General features: G+C 64.0%; 24 protein-coding genes and 1 tRNA gene. 9 read left to right on the top strand and 16 right to left on the bottom strand.

The window, feature by feature from the left end; translation table 11 throughout:
• Window positions 1-192: 192 nt before the first annotated feature.
• The 3 genes from B2W55_RS04250 to B2W55_RS04240 all read right to left on the bottom strand — a co-directional run bounded on the left by B2W55_RS04250 (window position 193) and on the right by B2W55_RS04240 (window position 2,750).
• Window positions 193-870 (bottom strand): FkbM family methyltransferase, encoded by a 678-nt coding sequence (locus tag B2W55_RS04250; protein ID WP_145987276.1) that lies wholly within the window; start codon window positions 868-870, stop codon window positions 193-195.
• Window positions 871-1,215: 345 nt separating this feature from the next.
• Window positions 1,216-2,025: a 2OG-Fe(II) oxygenase gene (locus B2W55_RS04245; RefSeq protein ID WP_024578650.1), complete on the bottom strand. Its 810-nt coding sequence runs from the start codon at window positions 2,023-2,025 to the stop codon at window positions 1,216-1,218.
• An 11-nt stretch (window positions 2,026-2,036) separates the two neighbouring features.
• The gene (locus B2W55_RS04240; RefSeq protein WP_244442107.1) at window positions 2,037-2,750 is read right to left on the bottom strand and encodes a hypothetical protein; all 714 of its coding nucleotides are present in this window, start codon (window positions 2,748-2,750) and stop codon (window positions 2,037-2,039) included.
• A 510-nt stretch (window positions 2,751-3,260) separates the two neighbouring features.
• On the opposite strand from B2W55_RS04240, the gene B2W55_RS04235 reads away from it, so the two are divergent.
• The gene (locus B2W55_RS04235) at window positions 3,261-3,632 is read left to right on the top strand and encodes a hypothetical protein (protein ID WP_024578652.1); all 372 of its coding nucleotides are present in this window, start codon (window positions 3,261-3,263) and stop codon (window positions 3,630-3,632) included.
• 18 nt (window positions 3,633-3,650) lie between these two features.
• On the opposite strand, the gene B2W55_RS04230 is transcribed toward B2W55_RS04235, so the two are convergent.
• Window positions 3,651-4,796 (bottom strand): alkane 1-monooxygenase, encoded by a 1,146-nt coding sequence (locus B2W55_RS04230; RefSeq protein ID WP_024578653.1) that lies wholly within the window; start codon window positions 4,794-4,796, stop codon window positions 3,651-3,653.
• Between the two features lie 156 nt (window positions 4,797-4,952).
• On the opposite strand from B2W55_RS04230, the gene B2W55_RS04225 reads away from it, so the two are divergent.
• Window positions 4,953-5,957 carry an AraC family transcriptional regulator gene (locus tag B2W55_RS04225; protein WP_080891034.1) on the top strand — a complete coding sequence of 335 codons (1,005 nt, stop codon included), beginning with the start codon at window positions 4,953-4,955 and terminating at the stop codon, window positions 5,955-5,957.
• 282 nt (window positions 5,958-6,239) lie between these two features.
• Here B2W55_RS04225 and B2W55_RS04220 read toward each other — a convergent pair.
• Together B2W55_RS04220 and B2W55_RS04215 are read right to left on the bottom strand one after the other, a co-directional pair.
• Window positions 6,240-6,316 (bottom strand) — tRNA-Arg (locus tag B2W55_RS04220).
• A 97-nt stretch (window positions 6,317-6,413) separates the two neighbouring features.
• Complete coding sequence (locus tag B2W55_RS04215) at window positions 6,414-6,701, bottom strand: hypothetical protein (RefSeq protein WP_024578655.1); 288 nt, start codon at window positions 6,699-6,701, stop codon at window positions 6,414-6,416.
• Window positions 6,702-6,925: 224 nt separating this feature from the next.
• Between B2W55_RS04215 and B2W55_RS04210 the strand changes: the two genes are divergently transcribed.
• Both B2W55_RS04210 and B2W55_RS04205 read left to right on the top strand, forming a co-directional pair.
• Complete coding sequence (locus B2W55_RS04210) at window positions 6,926-7,372, top strand: hypothetical protein (RefSeq protein ID WP_024578656.1); 447 nt, start codon at window positions 6,926-6,928, stop codon at window positions 7,370-7,372.
• Window positions 7,373-7,548: 176 nt separating this feature from the next.
• Complete coding sequence (locus B2W55_RS04205) at window positions 7,549-7,671, top strand: hypothetical protein (RefSeq protein ID WP_256372065.1); 123 nt, start codon at window positions 7,549-7,551, stop codon at window positions 7,669-7,671.
• Window positions 7,672-7,725: 54 nt separating this feature from the next.
• Here B2W55_RS04205 and B2W55_RS04200 read toward each other — a convergent pair whose 3' ends face one another.
• A complete protein-coding gene (locus tag B2W55_RS04200) occupies window positions 7,726-7,854 on the bottom strand; it encodes a hypothetical protein (RefSeq protein ID WP_256372064.1) in 129 nt (42 codons plus the stop codon).
• Window positions 7,855-8,016: 162 nt separating this feature from the next.
• Complete coding sequence (locus B2W55_RS04195; protein ID WP_024578657.1) at window positions 8,017-8,826, bottom strand: AraC family transcriptional regulator; 810 nt, start codon at window positions 8,824-8,826, stop codon at window positions 8,017-8,019.
• A gap of 154 nt (window positions 8,827-8,980) precedes the next feature.
• On the opposite strand from B2W55_RS04195, the gene B2W55_RS04190 reads away from it, so the two are divergent.
• Window positions 8,981-10,165, top strand: coding sequence for an MFS transporter (locus B2W55_RS04190; protein WP_024578658.1), 1,185 nt, complete (start codon window positions 8,981-8,983; stop codon window positions 10,163-10,165).
• 55 nt (window positions 10,166-10,220) lie between these two features.
• Here B2W55_RS04190 and B2W55_RS04185 read toward each other — a convergent pair whose 3' ends face one another.
• Window positions 10,221-11,048 (bottom strand): hypothetical protein, encoded by an 828-nt coding sequence (locus B2W55_RS04185; RefSeq protein ID WP_024578659.1) that lies wholly within the window; start codon window positions 11,046-11,048, stop codon window positions 10,221-10,223.
• Between the two features lie 490 nt (window positions 11,049-11,538).
• Here B2W55_RS04185 and B2W55_RS04180 point away from each other — a divergent pair, with 490 nt between their 5' ends.
• Window positions 11,539-12,411, top strand: coding sequence for a DMT family transporter (locus B2W55_RS04180; RefSeq protein WP_024578660.1), 873 nt, complete (start codon window positions 11,539-11,541; stop codon window positions 12,409-12,411).
• Here the strand turns inward: B2W55_RS04180 and B2W55_RS04175 are convergent.
• A complete protein-coding gene (locus B2W55_RS04175) occupies window positions 12,408-13,871 on the bottom strand; it encodes a cryptochrome/photolyase family protein (RefSeq protein WP_024578661.1) in 1,464 nt (487 codons plus the stop codon). The two genes, B2W55_RS04180 and B2W55_RS04175, sit on opposite strands and share 4 nt — an antisense overlap.
• A 21-nt stretch (window positions 13,872-13,892) precedes the next feature.
• Window positions 13,893-14,552 (bottom strand): peroxiredoxin, encoded by a 660-nt coding sequence (locus B2W55_RS04170; RefSeq protein ID WP_024578662.1) that lies wholly within the window; start codon window positions 14,550-14,552, stop codon window positions 13,893-13,895.
• A gap of 387 nt (window positions 14,553-14,939) precedes the next feature.
• Between B2W55_RS04170 and B2W55_RS04165 the strand changes: the two genes are divergently transcribed.
• Window positions 14,940-15,521 carry a hypothetical protein gene (locus tag B2W55_RS04165; RefSeq protein ID WP_024578663.1) on the top strand — a complete coding sequence of 194 codons (582 nt, stop codon included), beginning with the start codon at window positions 14,940-14,942 and terminating at the stop codon, window positions 15,519-15,521.
• 61 nt (window positions 15,522-15,582) lie between these two features.
• Here the strand turns inward: B2W55_RS04165 and B2W55_RS04160 are convergent, their stop codons facing one another.
• From B2W55_RS04160 to B2W55_RS04140, 5 genes are all read right to left on the bottom strand, one after another.
• The gene (locus B2W55_RS04160; protein ID WP_024581261.1) at window positions 15,583-17,424 is read right to left on the bottom strand and encodes an alkaline phosphatase family protein; all 1,842 of its coding nucleotides are present in this window, start codon (window positions 17,422-17,424) and stop codon (window positions 15,583-15,585) included.
• A 140-nt stretch (window positions 17,425-17,564) separates the two neighbouring features.
• The gene (locus B2W55_RS04155) at window positions 17,565-20,789 is read right to left on the bottom strand and encodes an efflux RND transporter permease subunit (RefSeq protein ID WP_024581262.1); all 3,225 of its coding nucleotides are present in this window, start codon (window positions 20,787-20,789) and stop codon (window positions 17,565-17,567) included.
• Window positions 20,782-22,005 (bottom strand): efflux RND transporter periplasmic adaptor subunit, encoded by a 1,224-nt coding sequence (locus B2W55_RS04150; RefSeq protein ID WP_024581263.1) that lies wholly within the window; start codon window positions 22,003-22,005, stop codon window positions 20,782-20,784. The genes B2W55_RS04155 and B2W55_RS04150 overlap by 8 nt, the downstream gene beginning before the upstream one ends.
• Before the next feature lie 113 nt (window positions 22,006-22,118).
• Entirely contained in the window at window positions 22,119-22,469 is a 351-nt protein-coding gene (locus tag B2W55_RS04145) for a hypothetical protein (RefSeq protein WP_145987275.1), read from the bottom strand.
• A 92-nt stretch (window positions 22,470-22,561) separates the two neighbouring features.
• Window positions 22,562-22,789 carry a hypothetical protein gene (locus B2W55_RS04140; RefSeq protein WP_024581265.1) on the bottom strand — a complete coding sequence of 76 codons (228 nt, stop codon included), beginning with the start codon at window positions 22,787-22,789 and terminating at the stop codon, window positions 22,562-22,564.
• 349 nt (window positions 22,790-23,138) lie between these two features.
• Between B2W55_RS04140 and B2W55_RS04135 the strand changes: the two genes are divergently transcribed.
• Together B2W55_RS04135 and B2W55_RS04130 are read left to right on the top strand one after the other, a co-directional pair.
• The gene (locus B2W55_RS04135; RefSeq protein ID WP_024581266.1) at window positions 23,139-23,675 is read left to right on the top strand and encodes a hypothetical protein; all 537 of its coding nucleotides are present in this window, start codon (window positions 23,139-23,141) and stop codon (window positions 23,673-23,675) included.
• A gap of 116 nt (window positions 23,676-23,791) precedes the next feature.
• Window positions 23,792-26,503 (top strand): bifunctional diguanylate cyclase/phosphodiesterase, encoded by a 2,712-nt coding sequence (locus B2W55_RS04130; RefSeq protein ID WP_024581267.1) that lies wholly within the window; start codon window positions 23,792-23,794, stop codon window positions 26,501-26,503.
• The last annotated feature ends 107 nt before the right edge of the window (window positions 26,504-26,610 follow it).

The raw sequence follows: 26,610 nt of genomic DNA, 5'->3' as shown, positions 1-26,610 counted from the left end.
TGCGCCGACATCACCGCAAGAAAGTCACACGGCAAATCGGCGCCGCCTGCGTATCCATCGGTTCGAGGTGGGTATCCAGGCGGTGAGGGGCAGACGGATCGTGCCGAGAAGGCCGAGCTGCGTTCGACCGCCTCTTGATCCTCTATCGCGCGATACTGCTATCAAGAAATCCGCCTGGACATCCCAGGCGCTTCATCCAATCGTTGGCAGAAAGAGACATTCATCGCAAACATGAAGATCGTCTAATGTGATTTGTTTCGCACTACCGAGAACGTGCCCTTGATATCCATATGAGAAGAGCAACTGCTTGACTTGACGTGCAGAACTGCCACAGCCGACCAGCGCAGCCTCGTTGAGTTCGATCAGGAGAGGAGGTGTCGATTTCAACGTTTGAACCGCGCCTAGGAGAGCCTGATACTCCGACCCTTCGATGTCTATCTTGATAAAATCGACGCGACGCCCGGCGACAATATCGTCGATTCTGCGGACCGGAACCTGAAAGCTCCGCTCTCCTGCAACAGAACCGAGAGTGTACATGCCATAGTTGCCCTTCTCGGGAAGGGTCAAGATAGCGGCGCCCTCACTGCTTCCAACCGCTGCGGGAACCACCTCGATGTTCTGCAAACGGTTGAGCGCCGCAGCATCGCGGATCGTCTGTGCGTGCGGTGGAGCGGCCTCGATCGCTATGACGTTCCCCGACGAACCGACAGCGGTTGCTCCTTCAATACTGAAGAGCCCGATGTTTGCGCCGACGTCGAGAAGCGTGCTGCCGGGGCGCAGATGGCTCTTCATAGCCTGTACGCACGAGGGTTCAAAGATTCCGAGGTAGTAGAGAAGTAGTTGCAGATGATCCACGTGCGTCGTTTTCACCAGCGCACCCGATCGGAGCTTGACGATCGAGGGAGACGGCTGGAACCGATAGCCCCACCAGAGAGCAACATGTTCGACGGCTGACGTCGGGGGAAGCCTCCGGAGCAAATGACGCAAGAGGAGATCAATCGCGCGGAGGACGCCAATCTGGTTCTTCGGTGTAGACACTGGAATTTACTTGCCGATCTGATTGCGAACAAGGAGGTGCCGCTCTCCTAGCTTACGAGGGGAGCTGCTCGTTTCGTATCTTGCTGACTACCTTCAATGCTGCGTCCGAAAGACCCGGTCCGATACCGCTGACGATCGTCAGCATATCGAAAAACTGACGCGGAATCCGTTTGGTCCTCAGGACTTTAGTAGCTTCCTAATGCCACGCTTTGCACGTCGTACGCCGGCCGCAATGTTGTTCTTCACGATCTCTGCCGGCATTAGCACCAAGCCCTTCATTCTCTCTTCCGGTCGGGCTCTGAAGATGGTGCTGTGGCTAGCACCAGTCCAATGTGCCGGGGCCTCCTTGGTGTAGTAGTAAGTTGCAAAAGATCGTCGCGGAGCGGGCGCGGAGGGAGAGACCGGGATCACCCCGTGGTAGCTGACCTCGTTGGTTTCAAAGATTACGCAGCGGTTGAATATTGGGTCGAATGTCGCTTCGCAGTGCTCTACGTCAGCGTCCCACAACTGGAATTGGCCGCCCCAAGCCTTTTGCCACGGCTCATTGAGATAAAGCAGGAGATTCAATCGCCGGTGAAGCTGTCTATCCTCGATGAAGTTGAAGTCAACATGAACGTCCAGCCTGCCCCCCGGGCCTGTGATGTGGATGCCGCCGCCGAGCAACTGCTCGTCAGCAAGGAGATTTGGCATGTTTGTAATATAGGAGAGATCGGCGAGAAACTCTGATGATGCAAGGGCCGTATTCAAGGTGCTGACGGCGCCGGTAAACTTTCTATAGTCGGAGACTTGGACCTTCTTGCGCTCATTGACCGTTTTGAAGGTCTTACCGAGTTCTAGCGCTGATCCGAAATCGGGATAAGCCGCGACAACGGCCCTGGCGTCGTCGGCGGGAATAAAGTCATCGATCACGATATGTGGGACAGGCTTTGCTGTCGTAAACTGCTCCCGAAGCTTCTCGCGGTCGAACCGTCCAAATGGATTGTTCACAACGTATCTCCTCAGCTCAAAGCGCTCGCTGACATGAAAGCTGCGTGTTCTTTAATCGTGAGCCCTTTTCTGTTGGCCGGCGACTGGCGGGCAGGGTGGTCGAGAACGTGTCCAACGTACATTGCCTGATACCACGCAGCCGCAGCTTTCGGCCTTAACCCTGGCAGGCTTCTATCGCGATCGATCTTTCGCATCGCATGCTCGGCATTGAATTCCTCAATTGCCGCGAGCTCGCCGCACCATTTGTTTGCAAAGAAGAAGCTGACGTCGTCGAAATACATGCTCATCGCGGGAAGGTATTTCTCTGGATCTCCGGTCAGGCATCGGAGCGCTGATTTCGAGGCGCTATAGATATCGACGTCGATTGCGATGAAGCCCAGAGGGGATTGCGGCCCCAGAGTCCCGGTGAAGCCATCGATCGTCTGGTCGATATTCCCCCATATGATCTCGGCACGACCGCCGATCTTCTTCTCGAGCGATGTCCGATCTTCCATGGCAAAATCGCCGGGATTCCATATTTCCGGGTGGTCCTTGTAGCTGTCGATCGACGGCAAGCCTGCCCCTGTATCGAAGCCGACAATCCGGAACGCGACGCCTGTTTCGGCGGTTATCAGTTCCGCACAGTCGATCATGTTGAGCAGTCCACGGCCGCTGGCGACGCCGAACTCGACCACGGTGACGGAACTTGCGCCGACGTATCTTGCATGATCGGCTGCGCGCAGCATGCCGTAGACATAATAAGGGCGGCTAACTAGTCCATGGCGCTCGCGAGTCCTGAAGTCGCCAGTCCGGCCCACCCAGCTATCGACTCCGAGGAAATGTGTCCAAAGCTTCCGCTTGAGACGCAGTGGGAGCGAATCTACCATTACAAAAAATCCACGATCCAAATTAGCTTGAAAAATACTCCACGTTGCTGTGCCCGCCTAGCCCCTTGACAGGCGATAGTTAACTACGGCGGGCTCAGGGTTTGGCGCGTGAAGTCTGGAGTCGTCACTCTTTATCGCGTCCCGCGATTTGTTCCCGGTTTCGAAGGGAGACCGATGTCGCCCGAGCCGACCGGCGTGCTGATCGCGCTCGAGCCGAGCAAGCACTGAGCGAAGCGCCCGGCACCGCCATCGCCCTCGTGACGGCGACTGCGCCGACATCACCGCAAGAGGTGCCGAAAGTCACATGGCAAATCGGCGCCGCCTGCGTATCCATCGGTTCGAGGTGGGTATCCAGGCGGTGAGGGGCAGATGGGAATCGTGCGGCGCTGGAGCTCTGACGAGGACGACAAGCTCAGAGAGCTCGCGAAGGCCGGCAAGAATGCGCTCGAGATCAGCAACGAGCTGACCCGCAGCGCGTCTGCAGTGCGCCGCCGCGCCGAGGTCCTGTCGGTCCTGCTGATCGCCAAGGCGTTTCGCGCCCGCCCGTCGCACGTCGCCACCCATCTCGAGCGAGTCGCGATCGATGCGATCCGGAATCGCCGATCGTTTCCCGCGGGTGTCGGCCCCAGCACTATTGCCGGAATGATCGAGAAGGGCTGGATCGTCCCGGAGCTGGGGCGGCGATATCGCGTCACCGACGCCGGCGTCGAGGCGGTGCGGCGGAAGATTCCCAGCAGCTGAACCTCAGGTCGGACTTGATCAGGAAGCCGCCGCCCGATCGCCGAGGTTCAGCTTGCTTTTGTCGCCACCGGCCCAGGCCAGCGCCTTCGGGTCCATCACCCGGAACCAGAGCGGCGGGATCGCGGCGAGCCCGAACATGCCGGTGTAACCGTTCGGCAGCCGCGGGATGTCGTCGAAATCGCGCAGCGACTGGTAGGGACGCATCGGGTTGGCGTGGTGGTCGGAGTGCCGCTGCAAATGCAGCGTCATCAGGTTCGAGACGATGTGGTTGGTGTTCCAGGAGTGCCGCGGCTCGACCGCCTGGTAGCGGCCGTTCGGCAGTTTCTCGCGCAGCAGGCCGTAGTGCTCGACATAGTTGGCCTGGGTCAGCGCATACCAGCCGAGGAAATGATGCGCGACGATGAACGGCGCGACCTTCCAGCCGAACAGCGCGATCAACCCGGCCGCCACCACGAGCGTGAGCGCGAAGCCCTGCAGGATTTCGTTATTGACCGACCAGACCGGCTCGCCGCGCCGGGTCAGCCGTTCGGCTTCGTTGCGCCAGCCGCGCTTGAACGCGCCCGGCAACTCGCGCAGCGCAAACGCGTAGATCGATTCCCCGAACCGTGCGCTGGCCGGATCCTCTGGCGTTGCGACCCAGGTGTGGTGGCCGCGATTATGCTCGATGCGGAAATGGGCGTAACCCACCGCGCAATTGGCGAGGGTGCCGAACAGGATGTTGAGCCGGTCCGACTTGTGGCCGAGCTCGTGCCCGATCAGCAATGTGCCGCCGTTGATGGTGCCGACGCCGAGCAGCAGTGCGATGTAGGACCACCAAGGCAGCTCCTGGGTGCCGAAGAAGGCGATCAACGCGATGTAGTTGATCCAGGGGAACGCCACGCTGAAGCGCGCCAGCCGCAGATAGTATGGATCGGCCTCCATCGCGGCCACCACTTCGGCCGGCGGATTGTGGGTGTCCTCGCCGAACGCGACGTCGAGCAGCGGGATCAGGATGAAGATGAAGGCGAAGGGGATCAGCGTCACCAGCGGATTGTGCGTCCGCAGGTACAGCCAGTACGACAACAGCGGGATCAGCGGCGGAATGAACGACAGCATCCACAGATAGCGCTTGCCGTCACGGTAGGTGACGGTTTCGCCAGCGGCATTGGTGCCCGTGAAGATCATCGCATTCCCTCCGGCATCTCTTCGAGTCGGCATTCGCCATTGTTGTGTGGAGCATGCTGCGAGGTGGCCCGGTGCCGCCAGTTCCCAACAGGCCAATTTTGTGGCATTTTGCGCCACAACCGCTCAGCCGGACGTGTGCGAGGGAGGGGCCGACACATGCAGAGATCGGAGACCGATGCCCTTCGGACGCCGGTGTCCGCGGCCTATGCGCGAGCGCTGGTGCGAACCTTCGGCAAGACACGGAACGAGCGTGAAGCGCTGCTGAAGGGCACGGCTATTCAGCAGGATGCGCTCGACCAGCCCGGCGCGCACATGCCGGTGTCGTCGCTGGTGATGCTGGCCGCCAACATCACCCGGGCGCATGGCGAACTGTGGCCGCTGTCGGCCGCGGCGGTGTGGTCGACATCGTTGCAGGGCGCGCTCGATGTGGCGACCAGGACGGCGCCGACCATCGCGGATGCGCTCAATACCGGCGCGCGTTTCGGATCGACCCGCGCGCCATTCGTTCGCAACCGGCTGCGCAAGACCGTGCGCTCGATCCAGATCGAGATCTCCCCTGCCGTCGCGATGGACGACGCGCTCTGGCGCGCCGTGGCGCTGGCGGTGAGCCTCAACGTGCACGCGGTCTATGTCGAATTGCTCGAGGACGCGATCGGGCAGGCGACGCTGGAATTTCCCTGGGCTCCGCCCGCGGGCGCGGAGCGTTTGGCGCCGCATTTTTCCTGCGCGGTGAAGTTCAGCGCCGGCGCTTTCCGCTTCGATGTGCCGAAGCAGCTCTGCGCGCGGCCATCGCCGTTTGCCGATCCGGAATTGCACGCCAAAGCGATCGAAGCGCTCGAGGCGATCGAGAAGCCGCGTTCGGATGCCGAGGCGCTGACGCGGATCGTCGAGAACCTGATCGCATCGCGCCTGCCGCATCGCCTCGGCGAAGAGGAGGCGGCGCGCTTGATCGGCACCTCGCAGCGCACCCTGGTGCGGCGGCTGGCGGAAGCCGGCGGCGCGTTCCGCCCGCTGCTCGACAGCGTGCTGCGCGAGCGGGCGCGGGCGATGCTCGCGGACGGTACGCGGTCGCGCGAGGAGATGGCGGCGGCGCTCGGCTACACCGATGCGACGAGTTTCAGTCGGGCGTGCCGGCGGTGGTTCGGGGAGAAGGCCGCGTGAGCATAGCAGTCCGGTTCGCAGCCCGGGCGAGCCCAGAGGCTCGCCGACCGGACGATGTCGATCCCGTCAATGCGTGTGCAAGGCGTCGTAGGCGTGGGCAAAAAATATCGCGGCGCTGAGCAGCAGCAGCGCGACAATGGTCGCTTCCATCATGACACTTCCCCACAATTTCTTTGATTATTCGGGGGAGCGTACCGGCCAATTGTTTCCGCCCGGTTTCGCCGGCCGAGGAAAATGGTTTCGCGGCTCTCGGCACCAGCTGCGACCGTGGCGTCTGAACAATGGCGCGCTCGGAGAGATTCGAACTCCCGACCCTCGGAATCGAAATCCGATGCTCTATCCAGCTGAGCTACGAGCGCGTTGCGGGTCGATTATCAGACTTGGGCGGGCAGGGCCAGCAACCTCGGCAGGGTCTACCGTCGGGACCCAGCCATTGGCGCTAGCCCGCGCAACTCCTCAGAAGCAGGGATGCCGGCGGCGGTCCTGGCCGATATAGGTGGCCGAACTCTGGTAGCATTTGTTGGTCGCCGGGCCGTCGTAATAGGCGAAGCTGCCGGCGGTCGGACCCGGGCCGTAATTGTGCAGATAGCTGATGTGGTAGGGCAGGCCCCAATAGGCATGGTGGCGGTGGTGATGCCGGTGGTGGGGATAGGCGGTGAGGTCGGCCGCGGCCGCCGGGGTGAGGGCCGAAGCGGCCAACGACACGGTCACGGCAAGGGCGGCGTACAGCTTGGTCTTGGTCATTGGCGGCCTCCGGCATTCACGCTGGAGCGGCATCCCGGGCCACTCCAGAATCCTCATTACGGCACATTTAACCTGGAAACCGGCCGGAAAGCTGCGGGAAATCAGTCACAGCGCGCCAAATTTTGCCTTCTTGCGGATGCTTAACGGATTGCCAACACAGTCCGGCCAGAGTCCTGCGGTCAGGTCCGCCCGGACCCGGCCTTTTCCTCGGTTTCGAACATTCCATGCGCATCACGCCCCTTGTCGCCCTGCTGCTGTCGGTTCTGGCTGCGACGCCGGCGCGGGCGGTGCTGCACATCACGCGCGACCATGGCGGTTATGTCGAGGAGTACAAGGCCAAGTACAAGCAGATCCGCGACCGCCGCGAGCGCGTCGTCATCGACGGCATCTGCAATTCGGCCTGTACGTTGGTGTTCGGCATCGTGCCACTGAACAAGATTTGCGTCACGCCGAAGGCCAGCATCGGCTTCCACCAGGCCTATTACGACAAGGCCTTCACCTTCGGCATCAAGGTCACCAGCCTCGAGGGCACCTCCGACCTGATGTCCTATTACCCCGATACGGTGAAGGACTGGATCCGCCGCAATGGCGGGCTCACCACCGAGATGAAGAAGATCAAGAACGGGGTCGATCTCTGGAAGATCGTCGATCCCTGCCCGGAAGAGTGGTAGGGCGCTGGCGCTGCGTTTCGTCCGAAGCCATCCTTTGCCGGCCGGTTTTATTTGGAACCGGGGACCGCTTCGTCGGTTGGCTGCTCATGATGTGTTCATCGTGATGATGCGAATATCCCCATGCGCTAGCCCGGCCGCCAAGGCGGCGTCGCGGCTTGCAGGATCGGGAGGCCATGATGGCGACCAGAACCAATCTTTCGAAAGCTGAACTTGCACGCAGCCTCGCGGGTGTGGCGTCGGCGCTGGTACTGACCGGGCTCGCGCTGTTCGCGGCTGCTCACCATCTCAGCGGCGGGTAGGGCGCGCGGTACGTCGGCGGCTTGAGGCGCTGACAATCGTCAGGCACCGACCACTCAGGAGAACCAGAACACCCCGATCAACAGGCCGGCCGCGAATGCCCAAAGCCCGAGGGTGCAGGCCGAGATGACCCGGACGAAATTCCGCAAGTCGATGTCTTGTGCGGCGCGGGATCGATCGGTCAATTGCAGACACCCCCTGCGGCGGCAGCCTTTGACATGTCTCGGAGAGAGCCTGTTCCGGATCGATGCCCAAATGAAGGCAAAATCCGGTCACGCTGGATCACGCATCTGCGAGCGCCGGCCGCCCAGCGCCCTTGGGATGCCGTCCTGCCAGCGCCGCGCTGATCAGGCTGCGAAAGCCGGGCTGCCGCCTTGCACGATGTCGCTGAGATATTTCGCCGGCGGCTTGCCGAGCGCCTTCTTGAACATCGTGATGAACGCGGTGACCGATTCATAGCCGAGTTCGGTCGAGACCTGCTGGACGCTCGCGCCGGCCGAAAGCTCGCGCAAGGCCACGATCAGATGCAATTGCTGGCGCCAGCGTCCGAATGTCAAACCGGTTTCCCGCAGGATCAGACGCGCGAGGCTGCTCTCGCTGAGCGCCATTCGGTCGGCCCATTCAGCCATCGTGCTGCGATCGGACGGATCGTCGGCGAGCGCCGCCGCGATCCGCTGCACGCGCGGTTCGGTCGAGATCGGCAGATGCAGCCGCTGGATCGGCATGCGCGGCAACTCGCTCAGCAGCAATTGCGCGACGAGAGGCGCATTGCCGCGATCCGGCAGCATGTGATCCGAAAGCGCGATGATGAGCTCGCGCAGCAATGGCGAGATCGACAAGGTGCAGCAGCGGTCGGGCAATTCGGCCGCGCCGGGTTCGACGAAGACAAACAGGATCCGCGCGTTGGCGGTCGCGATATTGGTATGGCGCGTACCGCCGGGGAGCCAGACGCCGCAATGCGGCGGCACCATCCACAGCCCGTCAGGAAAGCGGCACATCACGCCGCCGCCGAGTGCAAAGACCAGCTGACCCTTCCGGTGGGCGTGTTCGGCCGCCTCGGCCCTGTTCTCGGTGATGTCGAGGCGGACCGCGATGGCCGGGGCTGCCACGTCATCGGGATCGAGGTCCGGCCAGGGATAGCGAAGCTGGAAGCCCATTCTGTGACCGAATTTAGCGATCGATAGAGCAGATATATAAATTCTTGCGGGCGCCGAGTCGATAGTTTCGCGGCCGTGAATGGCCGGTGCGTTTTCGCGCGAAGCGAATGCGGCGAGACGCCAATTCCGGGCAAGGGGCCTCCAGGAGCATGCGATGACGATGATAACGCCGATGCGCGTGCTGGGCGGGCAGGGGCTGTTGCTCGGCGGAATCCTGCTGATTGCCTCGGCGATCCGTGCGCCGATCACCGGTGTCGCGCCCATGCTCGGCTTGATCCGCGAGAGCAGCGGCATCAGCGCAGCCGAGGCAGGGATCATCACCACGCTGCCCCTCCTGGCGTTCGCGGCGATGTCGCCGATCGCGGCCATCCTGGGGCGCCGATACGGCATGGAGCGGTCGCTGTTCGGCGCGCTGCTGATCATTGCGGCCGGGATCGCGCTGCGTTCGACCGGGCCGGTCTGGGCGCTGTTCCTCGGGACCGGCACGCTGGGGGCCGGAATTGCCATTGCGAATGTCCTGCTTCCGAGCCTGCTGAAACGGGACTTCCCGACCCGCATCGCCAGCCTGACCGGCGCCTACGCGATCACGTCGGGATTGGCCCAGGCGCTCGCATCCGTTGCGGCGATTCCGTTCGCCGAATTGCCCGGCTCGAGCTGGCAATTCTCGGCTGCCAGCACGCTGGTCTTTCCACTGACCGCGCTGATGGTGTGGATTCCCCAGCTTCGACAGGCCTCGGTGCCCGCCGGCGAGCTTGCTTCGCTGCCGCGTGGCGGACCCATCTGGCACTCGGCGCTCGCCTGGCAGGTGACGGGCTTTCTCGGCCTGACCTCACTGGTGTTCTACATCATCGTCGGATGGCTGCCCGGCATTCTCGTGCAGGCAGGTTATCCGGCGGCGATGGCAGGCTCGCTGCACGGCGTGTCGCAATTGGCGACCGCGGTGCCGGGATTGATCCTGGGTCCGATGGTCGCGCGGATGAAAGACCAGCGCGCGCTCGCGATCACAGTCTCGCTAACCACCTGCATCGCACTGCTCGGGTTGTGGCAGCTTCCGTCGCTTGCGATGCTATGGGTCGCGCTGTTCGGCTTCGGGGCTGGAGCCGCCTTCATTCTCGGCCTGACATTCGTCAGCCTGCGAACCGCGCACAGCCATCAGGCTGCCGCGCTGTCGGGCATGGCGCAGTGCCTCGGCTATTCGCTGGCGGCCGCGGGTCCGCCGCTCGCCGGCCTCGCCCATGATGCGACCGGCGGCTGGGAGCTCGCACTCGCCTGTTGCGCGGTCGCGACCGTGCTGATGGCGGTGCTCGGCAGCTTCGCCGGACGCGCGGCGACGATCTGAGGTTCGTTCGGTGCGGCGGTTGGCGTGGCGGCTGCCTGGGTAAATCTCCGCGAGGTCATGGCGCGCCTGCCGCGCCGGGCTGCTCCGGCTGTTGCAGCAGCGACGGCCGGTAGGGCGGATAGGGATCGTCATCGTCAGGGATCGCGCAGTAGCCGAACTCCTGGCGGATGCGCTGGATCTCGATGACGCGATCGTTCAGCCGTTGCAGATGCTCGAGCGACGTTGCCTTCCAGTAGCGGAAGCTATCGTGGGTGATCGGCACGAAGGCGGTGCCGAACAGCGTCGGGTCGGGCACGATGGTTCTCCCGAGCAGCAAATATTTGTCGTTGCCGACCATGACGAGGGTGGCATAGGGGTGACCTTCGCTCACCCTCAGCCCCTTGAGCGATAATTCGCAGAGCTTGCTGAAATAGGGTTCCTGGCGCCAGCGCTCGGCGGCCGCGAGATCGACCTGCACATTCAGGGAGTCGAGTCCGAAATGCGCCACCATACCCGCGGTCTCGGGAAACCAGTCGTCGTCGAGATGGCCTTGCAGCCAGGCGCAGCTGAATGAGCGGCACTGCCGGGGGCGCTCGCTGTAGATCTCGCATCCGCCGCCAGCCTGAATGTGGTTGCAGACGGTGTTCAGCGGTTTGCCGAGATCGGTGACCTCGAGCACCTTGCAGCAGAGCGTGCACGATCCGCATTGCCGGACCGTCGGTCTCACCGGAATACCGAGAGCCCACGAGCCCTGGCTTTCGCGGAACAGCAGCTTCTGTTTCTCCAGCGTGCCTAGTGCACGCTCGACTTTAAGGCGGGACAATCCGGTTGCACCGATGATGCCCTTTGTCGTCGTCGCGCCGCCTTCGACGGCGCGAACGACGACCAATGTCACTTGGTCCATTTTTCTTTTTCTTGTCCGGCTCGTGGCCGGTTCTTCTTGTGCAGTGTTTTTGGCCGCCGGTATTCGGCGACGGCATTTTCCGGTGCGAACCGGAACGCGCCGCGACCGACGGCTGCGAAGTTGTCTCGCAGCCTATCGGCGCAGACGTGATGCCGCATCCGACAAAGCTGCATGGCATCGTTGACGACACATCGTCGTGATCTACGCGATGTTCGGAGAACGAACGCGTCGCTGCGCGCGCTGGTTCGTCTTTTCAGAATTCAATTTGACTGCCGACCCACACTCAGTTTCATCCCGGCGAAAGCAGGGATCCATAACCACTGGCGGTCATGGGTGAGTGATGTCGGAATGGCGAGTCCCTTCGACAACATCCGTCGCGGCGTATGGGTCCAGGCCTTCGCCGGGACGACACTGTTCGTGGGGCATCGGCGTGGCCTTCGCGAAATTCGCGATTGCCGGCTGCCTCATCTTCAGGCAATGACGACCGGCAATGAACAAGAGCTTCGAGGAAACTGCCGCTCGTCTGGCGCCGGCGATCTTTGTCGTGCTGTGGAGCACGGGATTCATCGGCACCAAGTATGTCATCAACAATGCCGAGCCGCTGACCTATCTGTCGATCCGGATGGCGTTCGTGGTGGTCGTGATGGCGATCATCGCGGCGGTGGCACGGCCGAAATGGCCGGACCGCACCGGCGTGTTCCACAGCGCGGTCGCCGGCATCCTGGTGCACGGCTTCTATCTCGGCGGCACCGCGATCGCGATCGCGCATTCGATTCCCGCCGGCCTCTCGGCGTTGATCCCGGGCTTGCAGCCGATCCTGACCTCGACCATCGCCAATCGCTGGCTCGGCGAGCGCGTCACGCCGCTGCAATGGGGCGGCTTGCTGCTCGGGCTCGCCGGCGTCGTCTTGATCCTGCACAACCGACCGATGACGGGCGATGCGGGGTGGGGCTGGCTTGCCTCCGGCGTCTCGCTGGTCAGCATCACGCTCGGGACGCTCTATCAGCGCCGCTACTGCAACCAGATCGACTGGCGTGCCGGCAACCTGGTGCAATACATCGCGGTCACGATCTTCTTCGGCATCGGCGCCTATCTGTTCGAGACCAATGTCGTGCACTGGACCAGCGAGTTCGTGCTGGCGCTGGCCTGGCTGGTGTTCGCGTTGTCGATCGGCTCGATCGGGCTGCTGTACTGGCTGATCCGTCACCATGCCGCGACCTCGGTCGCGAGCCTGTTCTATCTGGTGCCGGCAACGACCGCGCTGATGGCCTACCTTCTGTTCGACGAGAAGCTGGACACCGTCGCGATCGCAGGCATGGCCGCCTGCGCCGCGGCGGTGCTGCTGGTCAACCGCCGGAGTTAGTCCTTGCCGCGGATTTTCGCGTAGGCCGCCAGCGCGCGTTCGCGGCCCTGCTTGTGGTCGACGATCGGCTGCGGATAGGTCTTGCCGAGCTCGATGCCGGCGCTGGCGAGCTCGATCGGAGTCGCGGTCCAGGGCTGGTGGATCAGGTCGTCGGGCAGTTGCGCGAGCTCGGGCACCCAGCGCCGGACATAGCCGCCGTCGGGATCGAACTTTTCGCCCTGAAGGATCGGGTTGAAGACCCGGAAATAGGGCGCGGCATCGGCGCCGGAGCCGGCGACCCATTGCCAGTTCGCCGGATTGGAGCCGGCATCGGCATCGACCAGCGTGTCCCAGAACCATTGTTCGCCGGCACGCCAGTCGATCAGCAGATGCTTCACCAGGAACGAGGCGACCACCATCCGGACCCGATTGTGCATCACGCCGGTGTGCCAGAGCTCGCGCATGCCGGCATCGACGATCGGGTAGCCGGTCAGGCCACGCTGCCAGGCCTTCAATGCGCGCGCGTCACGTTTCCAGGGAAAGGCGTCGAACTGCTCCTGCAAATTACGCTCGGCCAGGTCGGGGATGTCGAACAGCAGGTGGCGGCAGAATTCGCGCCAGCCGAGCTCGCTCAGGAACTTGTCGATGTCGCCGGCGAGGCGCGGATGCTCGGCGGCCGTGAAACGCGCGGCGTACCAGAGCTGGCGCGGGCTGATCTCGCCGAAGCGCAGATGCGGCGATAGGCGCGAGGTGCCGTCGCGGTCAGGCCGGTCGCGGTCGTCGGTGTAGCCCTTGATGCCGTCGTCGAGGAACGCCTTCAGCCGCGCCTGTGCGCCGGCTTCGCCCGGCGTCCAGCTCTCGCGCAGGCCGCCGGCCCAATCCGGCCGGGTCGGCTCGAGCTTCCAGTCGTCGAGGTCTTCGCTCGCGATGCCGCTGATGGATGCGAGCTTCTTCGGCGCTGGCAACGGCTTTGGCGGATCGCCGAGACCTTGCACGCGCCGCCAGAATGGCGTGAACACGCGCAGGCCGCGGTTCTCCTTGTTGCGGATCGCCCTGGGCTCGACCAAGAGATCGCCGGAGAAAATTTCCGAGGTCACGCCGTCCCTTGCGAGCGCGGCTTCAACATCGGCGGCAACCGCCTGATGCGGCGCCTGCGCAATCCCGTTCCAGAACACGGTGCCGGCATTGATTTCGCGCGCCAGCGTGGCGATCACAGCGGCGGCCGGCCCGGTCCGCAACACCAGCGTTCCGCCGATCGCCTCGAGACTGCTGCGGAGCGCGCGCAGCGACTGCGCCAGCCACCAGCGCGTCGCGCCCCCGAGGGGGCGCGACGCCGGTGGTTTCAGGGCACGGCTTTGTTCGTCGCGGACATAGACGCCCACCACGGGCGCGCCGCGGCTGGCTGCTTCGTAAAGGCCCGGGTGATCCGACAGCCGCAGATCGTCGCGGAACCAGACGATGACGGGCTGTATCTTTACCACTCGACCCCTTCGTCCCGCGCGTTACTTCGGCTGCGGCACAATACGGATGTAGGGCTTCGGTTCCTTCCAGCCCTGCGGATAGATCGTCTTGGCCTCGTCGTTGGTGACCGAGCCCGCGATGATCACGTCTTCGCCCTGCTTCCAGTCGGCCGGGGTGGCGACGCGATGCTTGGCGGTGAGTTGCAGCGAGTCGATGACGCGCAGGATTTCGTGGAAGTTCCGGCCCGTGGTCATCGGGTAGACCAGCACCAACTTGATCTTCTTGTCGGGGCCGATGATGAAGACGTTGCGGACGGTCTGGTTGTCGGCCGCGGTGCGGGTGAGGGGATCGCCCGAGGTTGCGGCCGGCAGCATGTCGTAGAGCTTCGACACGTTGAAGTCGATGTCGCCGATCATCGGATAGTTCGGCGCCGCGCCCTGGGTTTCCTTGATGTCCTCGGACCATTTGGCGTGACGGTCGACCGGGTCGACCGAGAGGCCCATCAGCTTGACGCCGCGCTGATCGAACTCGGGCTTCAGGCGGGCGAGCGTGCCGAGCTCGGTGGTGCAGACCGGCGTGAAGTCCTTGGGATGGGAGAACAAAAGCGCCCAGCTACTGCCGATCCAGTCGTGGAACTTGATCTTGCCTTCGGTGGTCTCGGCCTCGAAATCGGGGGCGGTGGCGCCAATCTGAAGTGCCATGATCTTACCTCATCTAATTGTAGTTACAGGTGAATCTGATTTAGAGGTGCCGACGTCAGTATAGGAGGCGGCAAGGACTAAGTGAACCGGTTCTGAAAAAAGGTGAGAAATTTCTCCTGGAGGCTGGAATGCCAAGCAACTTGTTTTGATCCAAAACCCTGCGGCGAAACATCTCTTGCGGAACAAAAGCCTGGAAATGCCCAGATTAAGCCGCTTATCGCCGTCATCACGCCGGCCCCGGCTGCTATAGGACTGAACCGTGACACCCTTCAAAGCGACCAAATAGCAACCATCTAAAAATCTCGGAACGCAAGTTTCGAATCATTAACCACTCGTTTACGCCGGCATGGAAAAGCTGGCCTGAGATAGGAATTGAAAGCTCCCACAATGTCTGCCCCAAGTACCAAGACCGCTGAGGCTCTCAGCGGTGCGTTGTCTCCATCCTGCCGCAAGACCGCCGCCCATGCGCTGACCATCGTGCGCGACGGCGTGATCACCGGCGAAGGCCCGACCACCAAGGGCCGCATCCACTTCTCCCGCTCGCTCGACGCCGATGACGCTGCCTGGTGCGCGCGCATCCTGACGGCCGCAGCGGTCGAGCATCAGCCGGTGAGCCGGGCCGAGATCGAGGCGCTGTTCGCGATCAACGAGGCCGCGGCCGAGCGCAGCGATGGCGGCCGGTTCGACGATCTGCTCGCCAAGGCAATTGCCCATCACGCTGCGTCCGAGTCCGGCCTGCCGGTGCCGCCGCGCACCGTGGCGCTGGCGCCCGAGACCGAGATCGATCGCTGGGCGCCGAAGCAGGGCGCCAAGATGGACACCAAGGTTCTGGAATGGATCGCCGCCCGGATGCGCGGTCAGCGCCGCACCGGTCGTGCGCTGGCGGCGATGGTGGCGACGCTGGTCGGCGCGGCTGCACTGCCGCTCGCGACCCAGCTGCCCAACGTGTTCGACATCGGGATGATGTGATCGCCCGGGACGATGCAGGCATCGTCCCGAACGAAAAGGCTTCAAGCGAAAGCGGCGGGGATCACTTCCCCGCCGTTTTCTGTTTGCCGGCGGTCTCCTCGAGCCCGAGGGTCCGCCCCGGGAACCCGGCGACGTCGAAATAGCGGGTCGAGAGCACGCGCTGGAATTTCAGCACGGTGCGCAGGCCGTTGGCCGAAGCCTTCTTGGACATCAGGGTGCCTTCGGCCATCTTCGGCACGATGCCGTTCGGCAGTGCCTCCGACATCACCCGGCCGACCAGCCCGCCATTATTCGGGGTGTGCAGGCCGAGCAGCTGGGCCGCGGTCATGCCGACATCGGCGTTGCTGACCGGGAGTGGATCGACATAGCCGGCCTTGAAGTCGGGGCCGATCGCGGCGGTGAAGTTGTAGGTGTCGCCGCGGCTGAAGCTGCCATGCATGCCCTGGCCCTGGCGCAGCACGGTGTCGGCGATCTGGACCGAGCAATTGGTCGGGATCTCGCAGCCGCTCGACCAGGAGCGGAAGTTGACCACGATCGACGGGTTCGGCGTCACCGCCTTGCCCTTCAGGTTGAGGTTCGACATCGGCAGTGTGCCGGGGAAGTTGCCGAGCTTGTCGTCGACGAACAGGCCGCTGACATAGTCCTGCTCGAGCAGCGCCTTGATGACCCGGTCGGCGAGCTTCTTGTCGCGGTTCGGCAGGTAGATCAGGTCCGAGCCGCCATTGGTCGCGATCACGACGTCGGGCTTGGCCGGGTCCTGGCCGAGTACGCCGTTGCCGGCCTTCGGGTGGGCGTTGTCGGCGACCTTGGCGTTCTTGTCGTTGGGGTCGAACAGCGGCAGGTCCAGCGCCTTGGCGAGATCGATCGCCAGGAAGCCCATCGGCAGGAAGTCCTTCGGCGTGTCGTCGTAAGCGATCTTGGCCGAAGGGCTGGTCTTGCTCTCTTTCGAGATGGTCGAGAAGCCGTGGTCGGACGACACCATGATGTTGGTGTTGGCCGAGAGCCCAAGCTCGTCGAGCGCCTTGCGAAGCTGGGCGAGGTTGTTGTCGGCATTCTTGATGCCGGCCATCGAGGTCGGGCCGTTGATGCCGGGGGTGATGGTGTTGAGGCTGTCGCCGGTGTTGTGCTGGCTGCCGTCCGGATCGCGCGACCAGAACACCAGCACGAACGGCTTGTTGCGCGCCTTGAACATCGGCAGCACGACCTTGGTCGCGACATCGGCCATGTAGGCCTGCTGCGCGACGTTGGCGACCGTGGTGCCGGGCGTCTTGGCGTCGCCCGCCTTGGCATTGTCGCCGCGGCTCGGGGTCGCGAGCGGCAGGCCGGCCTTGGTCAGCGCCTCCTTCACCTCGTCGGAGAGCGGAACGCCGGTCTTGCCGCCGGTGGAATCGTCGACCACGATCGTGTTCTTGCCGCGATCGGTATGGTCGAACAGCAGCGTCGGGCCGACCTTGCCGATGGCGGCGGTGCTGAAGCCCTCGCGGCGGGCCATCTTCAGCAGCGTCTCCTCGTTGAGGTAGTCGCCATTGAAATGGTCATCGATGTCGGCGAGCACCGCATCGTTCTCGATGAAGGGGACAACCGTGTCGCCAGCGGGCACCGAGGTGTAGCCGGTAAAGATCGTGTTGGAGAAGGTGCCGGTGTCGCCGAGATAATGACCGGTCGACAGCGCCGAGCTGTTCGCCATCGTGAAGGTCGGGAACAGCGAGTGCGAGTTCTTGAAGTGGACGCCCTTGTCGCGAATCTCGGCCATCGCGGGCGCCGTCTCCGGCGTCACGATGCCGCCGCGCAGGCCGTCGGGGACGAACAGGATCAGGTTGCGCGGCTTGGCGTTCTCTGCCGAGGCGGTGCCCGCTGAAAGCGCGATCATGCTCGCAGAAAGCAGTGTAATGGCACGGCGCATCTTCTTCGTCCCCCTGATGAAGCCCCGCGGCAGCCCGCCGCATGACTTCGTTTAGTTTTGTCATATGACAGAAATGTTACAGCGCCGGTCCGGCGCTGTAACTGCCGGTCTTTTTCTGCGGACCGCCGGTCGGCACGCCGTCATTCCGCAGGCTGAATCGCTGTCGTCTCATTGCGCGCAGCGCTGCCGGCATGCCCGTACCGTGCATAGAGCGCGGGCAGCACGGCAAGTGTCAGCAGGGTGGCGCTGATCAGACCGCCGATCACCACGGTGGCGAGCGGCTTCTGCACCTCGGCGCCGGTGCCGGTGGCGAACGCCATCGGGACGAAGCCGAGCGAAGCAACCAGCGCCGTCATCACCACGGGTCGGAAGCGAGTGAGGGCGCCTTGCTCGATCGCTTCGCGCATCGGCACGCCTTGCTCGCGCAATTGGCGGACGAAGCTCAGCATCACGAGCCCGTTCAGCACGGCCACGCCGGACAGCGCGATGAAGCCGACCGCCGCCGAGATCGAGAACGGCATGCCGCGCAGCAACAGCGCCGCGATGCCGCCGGTCAACGCCAGTGGCACCGCACTGAAGACCAAGAGCGCGTCGCGCGCCGATCCCATCGCTGCCAGCAGCAGCAGGAAGATCATTGCAAAGCAGGCCGGCACCACGACGGCGAGCCGCTGCCGCGCAGCGGCAAGGTTCTCGGACTGGCCGCCCCAGGTCATCCAGTAACCCGGCGGCAGCTGCACCGCTTGTCCGACCTTCTTCTGGGCCTCCTCGACCACCGAGCCGAGATCGCGGCCGCGGACATTGGCGGTCACCACGATACGGCGCTTGCCATTCTCGCGGCTGATCTGGTTCGGCCCTTCAGTGAAGGAGAACTGCGCGACGCGGTTGAGCGGCAGGCTCTGCACCGGCGAACTCGGCGTCGCCTTCGGCAATGCCACCGGCAGGTTGCTCAAGGCTTCGAGATCGGAGCGCACACTCTCCGGCAATCGCACCACGATGTCGAAACTGCGGTCGCCCTCATACACGACACCGGCATCCTGGCCGCCGACCGCTGCACCGATCACGTCCTGGACCTCGGAGACGCTGAGGCCGCGCCGGGCGATCGCCGCCTTGTCGACCTTGATCTCGAGCACGGGCAGGCCGCCGGCCTGCTCGACCTTGACGTCGGTCGCGCCCGGCACGCCGCGCAGCGCCGAGGCGATCTGGTTGGCGGCCTTCTGCATCGGCTCGAACTCGTCGCCGAACACCTTGACCGCGATGTCGCCGCGAACGCCGGCGAGCAGTTCGTTGAAGCGCATCTGGATCGGCTGAGTGAATTCGTAGACGTTGCCGGGCAGCCGGTTGACCGCCTTCGAGATGTCCTCGATCAACTGCTCCTTGGTCAGCGACGGATCAGGCCACTGATCGCGCGGCTTGAGGATGATGAAAGTGTCGGACGCGTTCGGCGGCATCGGATCGCTCGCCACCTCGGCGGTGCCGGTCTTGGAGAAGATGAACGACACCTGCGGGAAGCGGCTGACCGTCCTCTCGACCGACAGCTGCATCGCCTGCGACTGCGACAGCGACGTGCTCGGAATCCTGAGCGCATGCAGGGCGATGTTCTTCTCGTCGAGCGAGGGAATGAACTCCTGGCCGAGGCGGAAGAACCCGAACAGCGCGGTGGCGAACAGCACGACCGCCGCCGCGATGACCGGCACGGGCGTCGCCACCGCGCGCCGCAGCAGCGGGCTGTACCACCGCTTCATGACGGCGACGAGCCAGTTCTCCTTCTCCTGCACACGACCGGTGATGCAGATCGCGATCAGTGCGGGCACCAGCGTCAGCGACAGCACGAAAGCGGCAGCGAGCGCGAGGATGACAGTCAGCGCCATCGGCTCGAACATCTTGCCTTCGACGCCGGTGAAGGTGAGGAGCGGCACGTAGACCAGCAGGATGATGGCCTGGCCATAGAGGCTCGGCTGCACCATTTCCACGGCAGAGGCCCGCACCGTCTCCAGCCGTTCGTCGCGGGTCAGCACGCGGCCGAGCGCGTGCTGTTTCTCGGCGAGATGGCGCAGGCTGTTCTCGGTGATGATGACCGCGCCGTCGACGATCAGGCCGAAATCCAGCGCGCCGAGGCTCATCAGATTGGCGCTGATGCGGCCCTGCCACATGCCGATCGCGGTCATCAGCATCGCGATCGGGATCACCAGCGCGGTGATCAAGGCAGCCCGGAAATTGCCGAGCAGCACGAACAGCACTGCGATCACCAGCAAGGCGCCTTCGCTGAGGTTGCGCGCCACCGTGCCGATGGTCGCATCGACAAGCTGGGTGCGGTTCAGCACCGTCTCGACCTTGACGCCGGCCGGCAGGGACGGCGTGATCGCCCGCAACTTGGCGTCGACCGCGGCCGACACGGTGCGGCTGTTGGCGCCGATCAGCATCAAGGCGGTGCCGACCACGACCTCGCGGCCGTTCTCGCTGGCGCTGCCGGTGCGCGTCTCGCCACCGATCGAAAGCGTCGCGAGGTCGCGGATCCGGACCGGCACGCCGCCTCGGGTGGTGACGACGACGGCGCCGAGCTCCTCCATGGTCTCGAGACGTCCGCCGGACCGCACCACGAATCCTTCGCCATTGCGCTCGATGTAGCGCGCGCCGCGGCTGACATTGTTGGTTTCGATCGCCTTGGCGACGTCGGCAAAAGTGAGGCCGAGCGCGATCAACTTCGCCGCATCGGGATGGACCTGGTACTGCTTGAGATAGCCGCCGATCGAATCGACGCCGGCGACACCCGGCACCATCTTGATCTGCGGCTTGATGATCCAGTCCTGCACCGTGCGCAGATAGGCGTCCTTCTCGACCTCGCTTTGCAGCACCTGGCCGTCCGCCGTCAGGAAGCGGCCGTCGCTCTGCAAGCCTGGCGATCCGTCAGTCTGCGCCTTCTCGCCGGAGTAATGGACGGTCCACATGTAGATCTCGCCGAGGCCGGTCGAGGTCGGCCCGATCCGGGGCTCGACGCCTTGCGGCAGGCGCGCGCGCACCTCGGTCAGGCGCTCGCCGACCTGCTGGCGGGCGAAATAGATGTCGGTGGCTTCGCTGAACACCGCCGTGATCTGCGAGAAGCCGTTACGTGACAGCGATCGCGTGCTCTCCAGCCCCGGCGCGCCCGCCAGTGCGGTTTCGATCGGGAAGGTGATCTGCTTCTCGATCTCCGCCGGCGACAGCGCGGGTGCCACGGTGTTGATCTGCACCTGCTTGTTGGTGATGTCGGGCACCGCGTCGATCGGCAGTTTCGTCAACGCGAAGCCACCAAAAAACATCAGGACCGCCGCCAGGGCGACGACCACCCAGCGCCGCTGGATCGCAAGACCGATGATGCGCTCAATCATGGCCGTGCTCCGCCTCGTCCTTTTCGACCTCCGCTTTCAGCGTGAAGGTGTTCTGCACCGCGATGGTCTCGCCGGCGGCAAGACCGGTGACGATCTCGATATCGTCATCGTCCTCGCGGCCGGTTCGCACCGACCTCGCCTCGAAGCCGTCGGCGTCGCGGACGAACACGGTCGGTGTGCCCTTGACGGTTTGAATGGCCTTCTTCGAGACCATCACGGCGGACGGGGCTCCGGCGAGCGGGACCTCCGCCGTGACGAAGGTACCCGGCTTCCAGCGGTGGTCCTTGTTGGGCAGTGTTGCGATCACCCGCGCGTTGCGGGTCTCGCGGTCAAGCAGGGGGCTGACGAAGATGACGTTGGCGCTGGTCTGATCTTCGGTGCCGATGGCGCGGATATTCACCGAAACGCCTTCGCGGACCGCGCCGATGTCTTCCGGCGAGACGGCGAGATCGACCCAGATGTCGTCGAGATTGACGATGACGTAGAGCTCGCTTTCCTGCCCCTCGCGCCCGATCAGCCCGCCGAGATCGACGCGCCGCTCCGAGACCCGGCCGCTGATCGGCGCGCGCAGGAACTGGGTTCGCAGGCTCTCCTGCGGCTGGTTGGGCAGATCGGCGATCTCGCTCTCCGAAAGGCCGAGCGCAAACAGCTTCTGCCGCGCGCCGTCGAGCTTGATCTGGGCGTCGTTCGCGCTCAGCCGGGTGCGCAAAAACTCGTTCTCCGATACGATGCGGGTCTCGACCAGCGTCTTCTGCCTGGCATAGAGGGTCTGCTGCAGATCGTTGGTCAGCCGTGCGGCCAGGTATTCGCTCTTGGCGTCGGCGACCTCGCGGCTTTCGATCGCCGCGACGATCTCGCCCTTCTCGACGACGTCGCCGAGACGCTTGCGCAGTTCCGTGACCGTCGCGAGCACGCGCACCGAGACGCGCCCGATGTGGTCGGCGTCGGGGATCAATGACCCCGGTGCCAGGAAATGCCGCTTCAGCATGCCGCCGCTGGCCTGCGCCAGGGTGATGCGGGCTTCGCGAATCTGGTCTTCGCTCAGCTCGATATGGCCGGGCGCCTCATGCTTGGCCTCGGCTTTCGGCACGTCGGTGGCTGCGGCCTCCTGCGTCCCGGCCGGGAATTTAACGGGCCAGCCGATCGATCCGGCAGCCAGGACGACAAGTGCAATACCGGCGGCCACGCCGGCGAAGAATAGAACAACCCGTTTCATATGCGCCTCTCCGCAGCGCATGCCGATGGCTCTGCGCTGTCGCGACATCGATCTGTGCGAAACGGTGCGCGCGGCCTGACGGCTACGGCACACGGCCGGTCATGTCGACCGGATCAGGCACGCGGAGGCTCGAATGGAGAGATGCGATCGGCCGCCTCCGGCAGGGCGATGCTGTCATCGCCGTAGCTATGCACCGCATACGCGATCGGGAAGGCGGTCTCTTGCGGAGCGACCGAGGCGACATGCGTCAGGCAATGATCGCCGTGAAGCGAAGCCGGATGCGCCGGGGCCTTGCCGCCGGTGTCGTCGATCGACAGTGCGATCGAGGCGACGGGAGCCGCATCGTCATCGCGGTCGGAGGTCCAGCCGTGGAAGAACGACAGCACCAGCGCAAGCGAAATCAGTCCCGCGAGCAGGCTGCGCCAGCGGCGCGATCCCGATGCGTGAGCGGAAGACTGAATCATGGTGCGCGAAGCGGCCATGCGCCTTAATTAGCGCCCCGACCGCGCGCATTCAAGTTCGTCTCCGCGACAGATTGGCTACGGATACTATAACGTTACGCGGTGTCCGCGGTTCGACGTATCAGCCATCGGCGCGCCGCAACGACGGCCCAGATCGCTTCGACCAGGCCGAACGGCCAGGCGCCCTGCATGAAACCGTAGGCCGAACCCAGCGCGCACGAGACCGCGAAGGCCAGGATGAACCAGGGGCTGCGGTCTTCGGCTGCGTAGCAGACGAGCATCATGGTCACGGCGAACAATCCGAACAGCGTCAGTGCGTCCATTTCGCGGCAGAACTCCTGTTGTCGCAATGTCGATATCTGAGCAGGCTCGGGATGGCATGGCCATCGCCCGTCGCCGACCGAACGGATTGCCCGTCAAGCGCGTGGCTGATGGTGAGTTCTGTGCGATCGCGAACTCCTGTGCGAGGTTATAGCCTGGATGAGGTGACGCGAAATCCGGGCGCGCGCCAGCCCTTGTGAAGCCTCCCGGACTTCCCTTCGCTTCATCCCGTTACGCATCGCCGGGCCAGCGGTCACGTAGACGCAACCGGCTACCGCTGTAAGCAAAGGCTTAATGCCTGCGACATAATATCGCTCCGATCGAGGCCTTCGCGCTAACCTTCGGGTAACTATGCGGCTTTTGCCAATCAAGGATCCCGAGCGGTCCTGGCGTCTAATCAAGGCTCAATGGAAGAAGGACGCTGAAGGCGTCGGCGAGGATATTGCGACCTTCGGCGGCATGAGCGCCTTTGAGGCGCTGACGGCCAGGGAAGGTGACAGCCAGGGGCTGTATCACCTGACCGACGGAGAACGGGTCCACGCGGTCTGCCAGGTCAGACGTCTCTTGATGAGCCGATATTCGGCGCCGGCGCTCAGCGCGCGCTTCGTCAACGTGTCTCCGATCTACGATCTCGGCATCGCCGGTGCCGGCGATTACGCGCAGATGCTGGTGGCGCTGTTCTCCGGCGTCGTCTGGCTGTCGCGTGACGCGCTGTCGGCCAACCACGTGCGGTTTCTCCTGAAGAGCCCAGGTGACTCGCAATTCTTCGCCGCGCTCAAGGCCGTAACGCCGTTCTCACCGTTCTCGAAATTCACCATCGAAGGCGCGTTGATCGAGTGCAGCCTGAAGGAAGCGACGGCGGCGTCGCCCGCTGCGGCCGCATCCTGACGATCGTCGTACCGATCGAAGTTTTCTGCGCATCCGCCTTAACCGTCCGATAACTGATTTTCCTAACCACCCCTTGGGTTGTGTTCCCGTACAAGAGCACCCGCAGGGGCAGGAAAATGTCGGTTGTCTCAACGAACAGCGTGAAGCCGGAGCACCGGCGGCTGTCGATCAAAGGTGTGTTGCGCGCGATCAGGATGGGCGCCATTCAGTGGCTCGTCCTGAGTGCCGCGCTGCTCGTGCTCGCGATCACGCTCGGTACCGGCTATCTCGCGCTGCAGTTTCGCGAGCGCGCGCTGGAGATGTCCGAGCGCGAGCTCAACAACACCGCGCTGCTGCTGTCCCGGCATTTCGACCAGCAGCTCAGCGATCTCCAGCATATCCACGACGACGTCTTGAACTATCTGCGGTCCGAACAGGTCGAGACCGCCGACCAGTTCGAGAAGAACATGTCGCTGCTGAGTGCGCACGAGATGCTGCGGACGCGGCTGGCGGCGTTGCCGCATGTCGGCGGTCTCAATCTTTTCAGCGCCAAGGGATGGCTGATCAACTCATCCGAGATGTGGCCGGTGCCCGACATCAGCATCGCCGACCGGCGCTATTTCAAGGAATTCACCTCGGGGCGGCCGACATCGCCGGTCATCGTCGAGCCGGCGGTGAGCAAGGTGACCGGCAACTGGACCACGATCTTTGCGCGCAAGATCACCGGGCGCAACGGCGAGATCATCGGCTTCGCCAGCCGCGGCGTCGAGCCCAGTCATTTCGAGGATTTCGTGGGCTCGCTGGCGCTGAACGGCGACACTGTGATCTCGATGATCCATCGCGACGGCACGATCATCGCGCGCTATCCGCAGGACGCCGGCGTGGTCGGCCACAACATCGTCGACCAGCCGCTGTTCCGGAAGGTCATCAGCCTCGGCGGCAACACGTCCGGGCGGTTCGTCGGGGCCTCCGGCGAGGAGAATGTCGGGGCGGTGAGGTCGTTGTCGCACTTTCCGATCATGATCCTTGCCACCACACGGACTGCCAGCGCGCTGGAGGACTGGCGCGCCCAGACCAAGCTGCAATTTTGCGCTGCGGTGCTCGCGGTGCTCATCGTCATCATGACGATCTTCCTGATCGTCCGCCAATTGCAGCGACAGCATGATGCGGCCCAGCGCAAGCTGTCCGAGAAAAGCCAGCACCTCGACACCGCGATCAACACCATGGCGCAGGGGCTGCTGCTGTTCGACGCCTCGGCGCGACTGGTGATCTGCAACCAGCAATATATCGAGATGTTCGGCCTATCGCCCGATGTCGCCAAGCCCGGATGTCATCTGCGCGACCTCATCCTGCACCGCGAGGCGACCGGCTCGTTCGTTGGCGATGTCGATGAATACTGCGCCCGATTCACCAATCCTGACAACGACAGGGTCCAGGATGTGGTGATTGATACCCCGGACGGCCGCAGCATCCACCTGATCTACAAGCGTGCGCCGGACGGCGGCTGGGCCACCACGCTGGAGGACGTCACCGACGGGCGGCGCGCGCAGGCGCGGATCGAATATCTCGCGCATTATGATGCCTTGACCAATCTGCCGAACCGCATGCTGTTCCAGCGTCATGCCGAAGAACTGCTGCGCAAGGCCGCCGGGCGCGAATTCGCGATCCACTATATCGACATCGACGAGTTCAAGCGGATCAACGACACGCTCGGTCATTTGATCGGCGACGAATTCCTCCGCGGCGTGGCCGGCAAGCTGCGCCAATCGGTCGGGGCGAATGACTTCATCGCGCGCCTCGGCGGCGACGAGTTCGCGATCGTGCAGCACGACATCGCGTCCGACGACGCTGTCAGCGACCTCGTGGCGCGCATCTATCAGTCGCTGCGCACGCCGTTCGACTGCCTCGGCCATCGGCTCTCGAGCGATGCCAGCATCGGGATCGCGATCGCGCCACGCCACGGCACCGATCTGTTCGAATTGCTGAAATGCGCCGACCTTGCCATGTATGCGGCAAAGGCTGCCGGCCGCCGGACTTATCGTTTCTTCGATCCGGCGATGGAGAAGCAGGCCAATCTGCGCCGCGCATTGGAGGCCGATCTGCGCAGCGCGTTGGCCGAGGGCGGTTTCGAGCTGCACTACCAGCCGCTGGTCGACCTGCGCAGCGACGAGGTGACCGGCTGCGAGGCGCTGCTGCGCTGGCGTCATCCGGTGCGCGGCATGATCTCGCCGGTCGAGTTCATCCCGGTGGCCGAGGAAACCGGATTGATCGAGGAGATCGGGCAGTGGGTGCTGCGCACCGCCTGCATCGAGGCGGCGGGGTGGCCGGCGCATGTGCGCGTCGCCGTCAACGTCTCGCCGATCCAGTTCAAGTCGGAGACGCTGGCGCTCAAGGTTGCGAACGCGCTGGCGGAGAGCGGGCTCGACCCGCGCCGGCTCGAACTCGAGATCACCGAGGCAGTGCTGATCGCCGACGATGATGCGGCGCTGGTCACGCTCGGCCAGCTTCGCGCACTGGGCGTCCACATCGCGCTCGACGATTTCGGCACCGGCTACTCGTCGCTGCAATATCTGCAACGATTTCCGTTCGACAAGATCAAGATCGACCGCAGCTTCGTCAAGGAAGTCACCCGCAATTCGGGCTCGGCGTCGATCATCCGTGCGGTGGTGTCGATCGCCGCCGACCGCAACATGATCACCACCGCCGAGGGCGTCGAGACCGATCAGCAGCGCGACACCGTGCAGATGCTCGGCTGCACGCAAATGCAGGGCTACCTGTTCAGCAGGCCGGTTCCGGCGCAGGACGTCCGGACGCTGCTCGCGGCGGAAGGCGTCGAAAACGCCGCTTGAGTCGGCAGTTCCTTCGACGGCAAGTTCCCAGAAATCGACCGGCTGGCGCGACGAACACGGAACCGAAACCGTGGAACCGCGTTCCCTTGCGGGGCTCGACCGGCAGG

Source organism: Bradyrhizobium sp. UBA2491, from assembly GCF_002341725.1.
Taxonomy (GTDB): domain Bacteria; phylum Pseudomonadota; class Alphaproteobacteria; order Rhizobiales; family Xanthobacteraceae; genus Bradyrhizobium.
Note: the sequence above shows the minus strand (reverse complement) of the source record. Positions and strands in the feature narration are given on the sequence as shown.

What these genes read in the sequence shown, in the direction of transcription:
- B2W55_RS04240 (WP_244442107.1), bottom strand. Translation starts at nt 2,750, where the DNA reads ATGCTGCGCGCAGCCGATCATGCAAGATACGTCGGCGCAAGTTCCGTC.
- B2W55_RS04235 (WP_024578652.1), top strand. Translation starts at nt 3,261, where the DNA reads ATGGGAATCGTGCGGCGCTGGAGCTCTGACGAGGACGACAAGCTCAGA.
- B2W55_RS04230 (WP_024578653.1), bottom strand. Translation starts at nt 4,796, where the DNA reads ATGATCTTCACGGGCACCAATGCCGCTGGCGAAACCGTCACCTACCGT.
- B2W55_RS04225 (WP_080891034.1), top strand. Translation starts at nt 4,953, where the DNA reads ATGCAGAGATCGGAGACCGATGCCCTTCGGACGCCGGTGTCCGCGGCC.
- B2W55_RS04215 (WP_024578655.1), bottom strand. Translation starts at nt 6,701, where the DNA reads ATGACCAAGACCAAGCTGTACGCCGCCCTTGCCGTGACCGTGTCGTTG.
- B2W55_RS04210 (WP_024578656.1), top strand. Translation starts at nt 6,926, where the DNA reads ATGCGCATCACGCCCCTTGTCGCCCTGCTGCTGTCGGTTCTGGCTGCG.
- B2W55_RS04205 (WP_256372065.1), top strand. Translation starts at nt 7,549, where the DNA reads ATGGCGACCAGAACCAATCTTTCGAAAGCTGAACTTGCACGCAGCCTC.
- B2W55_RS04195 (WP_024578657.1), bottom strand. Translation starts at nt 8,826, where the DNA reads ATGGGCTTCCAGCTTCGCTATCCCTGGCCGGACCTCGATCCCGATGAC.
- B2W55_RS04190 (WP_024578658.1), top strand. Translation starts at nt 8,981, where the DNA reads ATGACGATGATAACGCCGATGCGCGTGCTGGGCGGGCAGGGGCTGTTG.
- B2W55_RS04185 (WP_024578659.1), bottom strand. Translation starts at nt 11,048, where the DNA reads ATGGACCAAGTGACATTGGTCGTCGTTCGCGCCGTCGAAGGCGGCGCG.
- B2W55_RS04180 (WP_024578660.1), top strand. Translation starts at nt 11,539, where the DNA reads ATGAACAAGAGCTTCGAGGAAACTGCCGCTCGTCTGGCGCCGGCGATC.
- B2W55_RS04170 (WP_024578662.1), bottom strand. Translation starts at nt 14,552, where the DNA reads ATGGCACTTCAGATTGGCGCCACCGCCCCCGATTTCGAGGCCGAGACC.
- B2W55_RS04165 (WP_024578663.1), top strand. Translation starts at nt 14,940, where the DNA reads ATGTCTGCCCCAAGTACCAAGACCGCTGAGGCTCTCAGCGGTGCGTTG.
- B2W55_RS04160 (WP_024581261.1), bottom strand. Translation starts at nt 17,424, where the DNA reads ATGCGCCGTGCCATTACACTGCTTTCTGCGAGCATGATCGCGCTTTCA.
- B2W55_RS04155 (WP_024581262.1), bottom strand. Translation starts at nt 20,789, where the DNA reads ATGATTGAGCGCATCATCGGTCTTGCGATCCAGCGGCGCTGGGTGGTC.
- B2W55_RS04150 (WP_024581263.1), bottom strand. Translation starts at nt 22,005, where the DNA reads ATGAAACGGGTTGTTCTATTCTTCGCCGGCGTGGCCGCCGGTATTGCA.
- B2W55_RS04145 (WP_145987275.1), bottom strand. Translation starts at nt 22,469, where the DNA reads ATGATTCAGTCTTCCGCTCACGCATCGGGATCGCGCCGCTGGCGCAGC.
- B2W55_RS04140 (WP_024581265.1), bottom strand. Translation starts at nt 22,789, where the DNA reads ATGGACGCACTGACGCTGTTCGGATTGTTCGCCGTGACCATGATGCTC.
- B2W55_RS04135 (WP_024581266.1), top strand. Translation starts at nt 23,139, where the DNA reads ATGCGGCTTTTGCCAATCAAGGATCCCGAGCGGTCCTGGCGTCTAATC.
- B2W55_RS04130 (WP_024581267.1), top strand. Translation starts at nt 23,792, where the DNA reads ATGTCGGTTGTCTCAACGAACAGCGTGAAGCCGGAGCACCGGCGGCTG.